At 51.2% G+C, this 6084-nt stretch carries 5 protein-coding genes; 2 read left to right on the top strand and 3 right to left on the bottom strand.

The window, feature by feature from the left end:
- Positions 1-333: 333 nt before the first annotated feature.
- Together Q0294_RS00735 and rpiB are read left to right on the top strand one after the other, a co-directional pair.
- The gene (locus Q0294_RS00735) at positions 334-1593 is read left to right on the top strand and encodes a PQQ-binding-like beta-propeller repeat protein (RefSeq protein WP_299459683.1); all 1260 of its coding nucleotides are present in this window, start codon (positions 334-336) and stop codon (positions 1591-1593) included.
- Between the two features lie 149 nt (positions 1594-1742).
- A complete protein-coding gene (gene rpiB / locus Q0294_RS00730) occupies positions 1743-2204 on the top strand; it encodes a ribose 5-phosphate isomerase B (protein WP_299459680.1) in 462 nt (153 codons plus the stop codon).
- A gap of 62 nt (positions 2205-2266) precedes the next feature.
- Here the strand turns inward: rpiB and Q0294_RS00725 are convergent, their stop codons facing one another.
- From Q0294_RS00725 to Q0294_RS00715, 3 genes are all read right to left on the bottom strand, one after another.
- On the bottom strand, positions 2267-2740 hold the full coding sequence (locus tag Q0294_RS00725) for a carboxypeptidase-like regulatory domain-containing protein (protein WP_299459677.1): 474 nt from the start codon (positions 2738-2740) through the stop codon (positions 2267-2269).
- An 81-nt stretch (positions 2741-2821) separates the two neighbouring features.
- Entirely contained in the window at positions 2822-3769 is a 948-nt protein-coding gene (locus tag Q0294_RS00720) for a DUF1559 domain-containing protein (protein ID WP_299459674.1), read from the bottom strand.
- 586 nt (positions 3770-4355) lie between these two features.
- On the bottom strand, positions 4356-5885 hold the full coding sequence (locus Q0294_RS00715; protein ID WP_299459671.1) for a N,N-dimethylformamidase beta subunit family domain-containing protein: 1530 nt from the start codon (positions 5883-5885) through the stop codon (positions 4356-4358).
- Positions 5886-6084 lie beyond the last annotated feature (199 nt).

Raw genomic sequence — 6084 nt, 5'->3', positions numbered from 1 at the left:
CGTACCGGCTTCCACTCTTAAAATTTGGGGCCACCAACCATTTTGTCAAAGATCACGATTCAAATCCAATGTGCGAACTTTTTTCGCACACCAGAAGTCAATCAGGTTCGTCTATAATAGCCGTCCCCTCCAAAGAGTCAATGAACTCGATCACGAATTATTTGAATTCCTGGTTAAATCTTTGTGGGGTTAAAAATATCTTGCTATACAAGCTGTTGTAACAGGCCGCATTACTTGCCAGACTATTTCTATTGTGACAGAATTAAAGCGAGATCAAAAGCGTTTCTATACACAAGAACAGGCACACAGCCTCGAACAGGAGGGCTTGCTGACGTGAGCGTTTTCAAAATTTCCGGTCTTTGCGTTCTATCAGTCCTCGTTTATCTGTCGTCTCAGCAATTGATGGCGGAAGAGTGGTTTGAGTTTCGCGGGCCCACCGGTCAGGGACATTCCACAGAAAAGTCATTGCCCGTTGAATGGAGCCCGACCGAACACGTGCTGTGGAAAACCGATATCCCCGGTGTCGGCTGGTCTTCACCGATTGTGGTGGGCGACAAAGTCTATGTCACCACCGCCGTCTCACCCGAATCAGAAACGTCTCCGGATCAGTCTTTACAGTTGGTGTGTCTGAATCTGGAATCCGGTGCGATTCTCTGGGACAAAGAGATCTTTCATCAGACGAAAGAAACCGCACAACGGATTCACAAGAAGAACAGCCACGCCAGCCCGACGCCGATTTCCGACGGCAAAGTCATTTACGTGCATTTTGGAACACACGGCACCGCCTGCCTGACGCTGGACGGTGATGTAGTCTGGAAAACGAACGAACTCAAATATGAAATGCAGCACGGCAATGGCGGCTCGCCGATTATTGTCGATGACAAGCTGGTCATTATCTGCGATGGCAAAGGGGCGAATTTCATCGCGGCCCTCGATCGGAACACAGGCAAGATCGCCTGGAAGGTTGATCGCAATGTCGACACCCGCAAAAAGTTTTCGTTCGGAACCCCTTTACTTATTACCGTGAATGGTGAGAAACAGATTGTCGCCCCGGGAACCGACGTCATTTCCGGTCACTCGCCTGTCGACGGTAAAGAGATCTGGCATCTGAATTACTCGGGATACTCGGTGATCCCGCGTCCGATTTTCAGTCACGGCCTGATTTTCGTGACCACCAGCTACGACCGCCCTTCACTGCTGGCGATTCGTCCGGACGGCAAAGGGGATGTGACAGACACGCATCTGGCCTGGTCCAACAAAAGCCAGATTCCCCATACCCCTTCTTTACTCGTGGTCGGGGACGAACTCTATTCCGTCAGTGACCAGGGGATTGCGCAGTGTTTCGATGCGAAGACTGGCGAACTCATCTGGAAAGAACGGGTAGGCGGGAATTACTCTGCTTCCCCACTCTTTGCCGACGGGAAGATTTACTTTCAGAGCGAAGAAGGCGAAACTACCATCATCGCTCCCGGGAAAAAGTACAAAGAGATCGGCCGCAACCATCTCAAAGCACCCACACTGGCTTCCTTCGCGGTGGCCGGCGACACTCTGCTGATTCGCACAAAAACACAACTTTACCGCATCGGCAAATAGTTATAACGTATTCATAATTCTCACTTTAGACCCACGCATTTTCAGAGCGAAACTGATGCAGATGAGGATCTCAGATCCCCGTCTGCAGCGGAATCGCAGACTCTCAAAACGCGACCATCAACCTGGATACAGGCTAGAATTTTAAACGAATGACATCGCCCGCTCCTTCAGAATCACCTGTCAAAAAAATCGTGATCGCATCAGACCACGCCGGCTACCGGTATAAGCGACGGATCATTGAGCACCTCACGAAAGCCGGGTATCAGGTGGAAGATTTCGGCACTGATTCCACAGAGTCGGTCGATTATCCGGACTTTATCTTTCCGGCGGCCAAAGCAGTCGCTGCGGGGGAATTCGAACGGGGAATCGTGCTGGGGGGTTCGGGGAACGTGGAAGCGATCGCCGCCAATCGCATCAAGGGGGTTCGCTGTGCGGTCTGCTGGAACGAGAAATCGGCCCGTCTGGCCCGCATGCACAATAATGCGAACATGATCTCAATGGGGGAGCGGATGGTTTCTCTGCACGACGTGTATGAAATCATCGATATCTGGCTGAATACGCCCTTCGAAGGGGGGCGACACATTACCCGCATAGAAAAACTGGACCAGTAGAATCAACGGGCGGCGTCACGCGGTAACATGTGACGCCGCTTTTTGTTTTGAAATCCAGCCGGTTAAGGTTTGCTTTTCAGATCAAACTCAAACGATCTGTGATTGGCGTCCACCGTCACCTCGAGGGTCGATTTTTTATTATATTGCGCGGGGATGACGATTTGCGATCCCGCCTGCCGTCCTGCTTCACTTTCCCCTTCTGTCTCTTCGTCCGGATTTTCCAGATCGCCGCCCACTTTAATCCGAACCGTCTTATCCCCCGTCAGACAGCCGGACTTTTCAGTATTGAACATCAGGTTGAAGCGGCCACTCTCGTCTGTCACGCCGGAGGAAAACGTGCCATCCTTCGCCTCAAAAGTCACCATCGCTCCCGGCAGCGGCTGCCCATCCAGCGTAACGGTTCCGGAGACATCCACCAGATCGAGCTGACTATAGTCGGCGTTAATGGAGCCTCCGCAGCCCGAGAACAATGCCAACAGGCCTACGGTGAATAACACGCGCGGTGAAATCAAAGCGGGAATGCAAAACGGTTTCATACAAATCATACCTTCAGACATTATATTAATCATGAGAGAACGCAGCCACACAACCGGAACGATGCCGTAGCCGGCATCTGTTTATTGCGAGACCACTTCTTTGCCGAAGCGGGTTGACAACCCGTTATACACGGTTTTATCAATATTCTCAGAGATGAAATGCACGGAACCGTCGGCGTATGCAATATGCCCGCCACCAACGTGCCAGCTACCGTAAGAAAGCTCCATGATGTAACCACTGGCGGCAGGATCGGTGCGGCGGGCATTCATTCGCGGATAAGCGGAACCGACAAACTCGGTGAACTCGGTACCTCCGGTCCCATTATTACAACCACAGGGATCCGTTTGCGGAGAGCCGATCACCCAGTGATCCATTGACTGACCATCTTTTCCGAATTCGATATCCGTTTGCGTTTCACACAACATGAAGGTATTGGATGTTCCATCTTTGATATCACGCAGGCTGACACTGCTGCAGGCATAAAACAAACCGTTCTGAATGACTTCTTCCAGCGACTTGGTCCCTGCGACTTTCGAAGCAGCATCATCCGAACTCGCTTCGGATCCGGAATTGCCCAGGTAACTTCCGGTTGCACGGTTGGTAATATTATTGAAATCATAGTGTTTCTTGATCGGTGAACTGGGACAGAACAGCACCGGAAGATGGGTCGCTGCGGCCGTGGTATTGGCAGAACCGGAGTCCCAGTTGCCATTGCCCGATTCCTGAAAGATCAGCGTGTTATAGATATTGGCCTGATCGATCGTCGGTAGAATCATGGCACTCCAGGACGCGCCGCGCTGATCCCAGCCGAAGGGAAGTACGCCATGCGTGTCATGGTAGTTATGCATGCCGATAGCAAGCTGTTTCAGATTATTTTTACACTGTGATCGTCGGGCCGCTTCTCGGGCCTGCTGAACCGCGGGTAACAGGAGAGCGATCAGAATGGCAATAATCGCGATCACGACCAGCAGTTCGATCAGAGTAAAACCGGAGCGTCGCTTTGGTTGGTTGTCTGTGAACAACATCATGTTTCCTCATTAATAAATAAATGGACCCGATATGATGCAGAGAAAATGACCTCACATTTCTGTGCGAAGCCGGGAGCATTGCAAAGTGGCTGCAGAATATTCAATTCAGGAACCCGGTCGAGAGGTCTCGGACGCTAAAAGATCACAATCGTGAGCGATGAGTGATCCAGCATGTCAACGAGACTCTTTATACACTTCCATTTCGAAGATTTAATGAAGTGAACATAAATAGTACGGATTCGCCGATCTAATTTTTTTGTTTTTTTTCGCAGCTGCCTTACGACCGGAATTCAGGCAGAAGGAATTCTTTGCGGAAAGAAATCCAGCAGAAAAATCGGGGTTTCGGAAACTCTGAAGCGGAGCTTCACCGTTCCAGCATCGATTCACACTAACAGCGCGTCAGGCAATTATTTTGCAGATTCGACATCAATTAAGAAGATTTCGTGATTTCCATTTTAAGAACAAGGTGGTAACTCATCTGCCCTTTTGCCCACTGCAAAAAACGGAACACCTGAAATCAAAAAAACGCCCCCCTGATTCAGGAGGGCGTTCGCTAAAGATCTGGATTTCGAAAAGCAACGTGAAATCACGAAATGGCGCGGCGGATGATGTTGTGCGTGATCTGTTGCACGCGATCATCGGGGCCGTGTGGACGCGACCAGTGTGACCAGGGCAGCATGTGCCCCGGCGGGCTGGCCAGATCCTGACACCAGAAGATGGTCGAAGCATTAAACACAAAGTTGTTTTTGGGGCCGGGGTAGATGGTCGCGGTCCACTGCTGTGGATTCACGCCCCCCTGCAATGCCGTCCCCTTCGCCACCACTTCCAGACCGGGAATATCGGCTGGCGGATCGCCGTGGTATTCCCAGCCGATCAAACCGGGAATCGCATCCCCCTTTTTCATGCCCGTCTTCTCAAAGATCCAGTGGTCGGGCAATTCACAGACCCAGTCGCCGCCGCCGTTCACCGGGTCCACATTCCGTGAACCCATCAGATACCCTTCATCCGGTCCGCGGAACGGAAACGGGCCGTTATCTTTTTCGCGTGCTTCCGCATACTTGTACTTCCCGCCATAAGGGCCGCCGCGAAACATGATGCGTTTCGGTCGGCCGTCAGTACTGTCGAGCAGCGGCGTCACCCAGCAGACCGAGTTACCGGAGAAGAACAGCAGATTGACGCCCGCATCGCGCATTTTCACGACCGACTCATACTGTTTAATGTCCCAGTATTCATCGTGGCCGACCGACAGGAATGATTTGCATTTCAAGCCATGCTCCGGGGTGACCATGTCGCTGTTGGAGCAATAGGTCACATCATAACCGTTTTTTTCCAGCCAGTAAGCAAACGGGAATTCAAAGCAGAGCCATTCTCCCGAACCGACTGACTGTGGGTTTTCATAAATCTGCGCGTACTTGGCATAAGGCCGATCAAAACTGACGTCGGCCCAGGGCCCCTGAGTCCCTTTGGGATCCGTGTAGACCGAATAGTTGCTCGGCCACTTGTTATAAGCCTGCCAGGTATTGTCCGAACATTGAAACAGAATATCCGCCGGCCGATCATCTTTCACAATGAAGACCACATAACTCTGCCAGTAGCCATAGCCGGTTTTGTCTTTCAATGTCGAGAGACGTCCCAGATAAACGCCGCTCGGCCAGTCGTCTGGAATCGTCAATGTCACGGCAGAGTCCCAGTGACATTCATGCAGATTCTTTTTGCCCGGCTGTGGCACGGGCTGCGGTTTGCCTTGCAGGGGCGCGATGGTTTTCATCAGACGGGCACCGCGGCCGCCGTAATAACCGGTGCGAAAGATTTCGATTTTGAATTCCTGCGCGGGACGTGTCGAAACCATAATATCAATGGTGTCGCCAGCCGCCACACTTTGCTTCGAACAATAGCCTTCGATCTTGGGAGAACGAAAACCATCGCGTTTATCGAGCTGCACCCGCGTGAGTTGCCAGTCGACGGCCCCTTCTTTGAGGTTTTCACGGCGGATTAAATCCGGGTCGGCTTTCGCTGCCTGTACATTTTCCAGCGAGAGATTTCCCGCCAGTGACGCCAGCGATGTCGCGACAGCCCCTTTCAGAAGCGTGCGACGATCTGTGTTCATTTCCTTCATGCTGCAGATTCCTGTACTCCAAGGTGTCTATTAGATTAGAGAACCATCTCTGTGACGTTGTGATCCATATATTTTGCACTGTTCTTTCCAGTTTATACATGATCCCTGTATGATAACCTTAACATTATTAAAATAATAAGTATAATTTGGACTTCCCCAAAAATAGTGGGCGCTCAAATAAGAGTGTAAACTATTTTTA

The organism is uncultured Gimesia sp. (genome assembly GCF_937919775.1).
In the GTDB taxonomy this organism is placed as follows: Bacteria; Planctomycetota; Planctomycetia; order Planctomycetales; family Planctomycetaceae; genus Gimesia.
The sequence above is the reverse complement of the archived record's forward strand: the minus strand, read 5'-3'. Positions and strand labels throughout refer to the sequence as shown.

Coding starts and splice junctions, on each gene's coding strand:
- rpiB (WP_299459680.1), top strand. CDS start 1,743: ATGACATCGCCCGCTCCTTCAGAATCACCTGTCAAAAAAATCGTGATC.
- Q0294_RS00720 (WP_299459674.1), bottom strand. CDS start 3,769: ATGATGTTGTTCACAGACAACCAACCAAAGCGACGCTCCGGTTTTACT.
- Q0294_RS00725 (WP_299459677.1), bottom strand. CDS start 2,740: ATGAAACCGTTTTGCATTCCCGCTTTGATTTCACCGCGCGTGTTATTC.
- Q0294_RS00715 (WP_299459671.1), bottom strand. CDS start 5,885: ATGAAGGAAATGAACACAGATCGTCGCACGCTTCTGAAAGGGGCTGTC.